The sequence below is a fragment of the Marinilactibacillus piezotolerans genome, assembly GCF_900114235.1.
In the GTDB taxonomy this organism is placed as follows: domain Bacteria; phylum Bacillota; class Bacilli; order Lactobacillales; family Carnobacteriaceae_A; genus Marinilactibacillus; species Marinilactibacillus piezotolerans.
This window is the reverse complement of sequence record NZ_FOSJ01000107.1, coordinates 1-2,025: the sequence shown is the minus strand read 5'-3', so window position 1 is coordinate 2,025 and position 2,025 is coordinate 1. Positions and strand designations below refer to the sequence as shown.

The following is a 2,025-nucleotide window of genomic DNA, read 5'->3' as shown; positions in this document are numbered from 1 at the left end:
CAATTGACTTTTTTGGAAATTTTAATGAAAACTACTTGTGATTAAAGTAACAATGTATAAAAATCATTTATTCTAAGTTTTATGCAACACTAGTGGTTCTCAATATAATCTTCTACAATTTGTATCTTTTCTTCATATGATTTTTTGACGCCCATAATGTTATACACCTCGGATTTTGAAGAATATGTGTTGTTCTCCTTTCCTTCAGTATAACGGTTTATCCAGGCATTTACAGTGCTTTTTGCTGGAATATTGTATTTATTCGCTAAGTAATTAGCCCCATATCCATATTCCAGATGTTCTGTTACTACCTGTAATTTAAATTCTTTGGTATACCTACGGTTATTCTTTTGATATTCAATACCTTTCACTCCATGGAGTTGGTACTTCTTAACATAGCTCATAAAAGATGTACGAGATAATTTAAGGTTATATTTCTCAACGAGTGTTTGATGAGAAATTCCATCTAAGTAGAACTCTATAAATTGTAATAATTCTGGTTCAGTATATTTTCTAGCCATAAAAATAGCCCCCTTCAAAGTAGTTTGTTTTTTTCAGTGTCTACTTTGAAGGGAGCATACCAAAAGCCATTGCCTTTGGATTTCTTGTTAATTAAAATTATTTATATTTTTTAAACTTAATCTGCTGCCATTCCGCCATCAACTGGTAATGCAACACCTGTTATTCCACTTGCAAGATCTGAGGCTAAAAATATAAAAGCATTGGCAACTTCTTGTTGCTCCACAAATCTTCCAGTTGGTACATCAACAAGATATTGATCTGCAAAATTTGGATCTTTTTCTAGAGCAGCCTTCATACCATCAGACATCATTGGACCAGGACAAACACAATTAATTCTTATGTTATCTTGTGCAAAATCAAGAGCCGCACTCTTTGTCATTCCTGCGACGGCGAATTTAGTCGCATTATAAGCACCTTGTTTTCTCTGTCCAACTAGACTTCCAACAGAGCCCATATTAACAATTGAACCCTTACCATTTTTCTTCATAGCAAGTAGTTCATACTTCATACAATAATACATCCCACGTTGATTAATTTCATACATAAGGTCGAAGTTCTCGCTAGATACTTCTGTAATATCAGTAAAATCTGTATTCGTACCTACAATATTAATCCCTACATCAATTCTTCCATAAGTATCCACTGCATAATCCATAAGCGCTTTTACTTCATCTTCATTTCTAACATTACAAGCAAAAGATACAGCGTTACCTCCATTTTTCTTGATTTCTTCAGCACAAGATTTGGCTTTCTCCTCATCCATATCTGCTACTACAACCATAGCGCCTTGGCGACCAAACTCTAAAGCAGTTATTCTACCCGATCCACCACCTGCACCTACAACTACAGCAACTTTATCTTTCATTGATTGTTTCATTAATTGCACCACCTATTATTTTTATGTGATAACATTAACATACTAGACTAAATTACACAACAACATACTACTCTATATTTGTAGAAATTTTCCCCTCCAAACTTTTTGGATAGATCTCGCGGTATTTATGACAAAATAAAAATCTGATAATAAGACCAAACAATACGTAGCGCAAGAACCACTTAATCAACTTTGTAAATGTTATTTGAAACACATAAGGCTTTCTAATCTCCTATTTTTGTTCATTAAAATATACTTTTAATATTATTTTCTCGTTTCTATATTCATAATAAAAATGACATAGTCTACATTGAAATAATAGATAATATTCACAAAAATATCTAGTGGAACTGGCGCTATCAGACAAAAATCACATAAAAAGTCTAATAAAGCTGGTTCTATCAGACAAAATCCGCATAAAAAGTCTAATAAAGCTGGTCCTATCAGACAAAATCCACATAAAAGTCTAATAAAACTGGGCCTATTAGACAAAAATGGCTCTATAATATTTGGTGTTGATGGATCAATTTTTGAACTGCTCCCTGTCAAGTAGACAGGTAAATAAACAAAATATTTGTGCCATGTATGATACTTTTCATCCATGGCTTTTTTTATGCCGGAATGCT

General features: G+C 32.9%; 3 protein-coding genes. All 3 read right to left on the bottom strand.

Features of this window, described 5'->3' with window-relative positions; genetic code table 11:
* Positions 1–89 precede the first annotated feature (89 nt).
* Positions 90–521 (bottom strand): transposase, encoded by a 432-nt coding sequence (locus BM212_RS12255; RefSeq protein WP_091898816.1) that lies wholly within the window; start codon positions 519–521, stop codon positions 90–92.
* A 116-nt stretch (positions 522–637) separates the two neighbouring features.
* Positions 638–1,399, bottom strand: a complete 762-nt coding sequence (locus BM212_RS12250; RefSeq protein WP_091898814.1) for an SDR family NAD(P)-dependent oxidoreductase — start codon at positions 1,397–1,399, stop codon at positions 638–640.
* Between the two features lie 264 nt (positions 1,400–1,663).
* On the bottom strand, positions 1,664–2,025 hold a 362-nt coding region (locus tag BM212_RS12770), incomplete at its 5' end, for a hypothetical protein (RefSeq protein WP_218149729.1).